The organism is Moraxella tarda (assembly GCF_035181405.1).
Lineage (GTDB): Bacteria > Pseudomonadota > Gammaproteobacteria > Pseudomonadales > Moraxellaceae > Moraxella.
The window spans coordinates 1-826 of record NZ_JAYGGV010000015.1; the positions used below are offsets into that span (position 1 = coordinate 1).

Here is an 826-nt window from a genome sequence, read left to right on the forward strand (position 1 = left end):
CAGGTCCTAAAGGCGACACAGGTCCTAAAGGTGATACTGGTGCCATCGGTCCAGCAGGTCCAGCAGGTCCAGCAGGTGCTATCGGTCCTCAAGGTCCAGTAGGTCCAGCAGGTAAAGATGGCGAACGCGGTGAAGCAGGTCCAGTAGGTCCAGCAGGTCCAGCAGGTGCTATCGGTCCTCAAGGTCCAGTAGGTCCAGCAGGTAAAGATGGCGAACGCGGTGAAGCAGGCCCAACAGGTCCAGCAGGCCCAGTAGGTCCTAAAGGTGAAGCAGGTGAAGCCGGTCCAGCAGGTCCTAAAGGTGATACAGGTCCTAAAGGTGATACTGGTGCCATCGGTCCAGCAGGTCCAGCAGGTCCAGCAGGTGCTATCGGTCCTCAAGGTCCAGTAGGCCCAGCAGGTAAAGATGGCGAACGCGGTGAAGCAGGCCCAACAGGTCCAGCAGGTCCAGCAGGTGAACGCGGTGAACAAGGCCCAGCAGGTGCTATCGGTCCAGCAGGTCCTAAAGGTGATACAGGTCCTAAAGGTGATACTGGTGCCATCGGTCCAGCAGGCCCTCAAGGCGACACAGGTCCTAAAGGCGACACAGGTCCTAAAGGTGATACTGGTGCCATCGGTCCAGCAGGTCCAGCAGGTCCAGCAGGTGCTATCGGTCCTCAAGGTCCAGTAGGCCCAGCAGGTAAAGATGGCGAACGCGGTGAAGCAGGCCCAACAGGTCCAGCAGGTCCAGCAGGTCCAGCAGGTCCAGCAGGTGCCATCGGTCCACAAGGTCCTAAAGGTGATGCAGGTGTAGCCGGTCCACAAGGTCCTAAAGGTGATGCAGGTGT

Annotated in this window: 1 protein-coding gene; it reads left to right on the plus strand. The window is 58.8% G+C overall.

The window, feature by feature from the left end; all coding sequences use genetic code 11:
• Nucleotides 1-826, plus strand: an 826-nt coding sequence (locus tag U9670_RS08685; protein ID WP_501993686.1) for a collagen-like domain-containing protein, incomplete at both ends; no start/stop codon positions are given.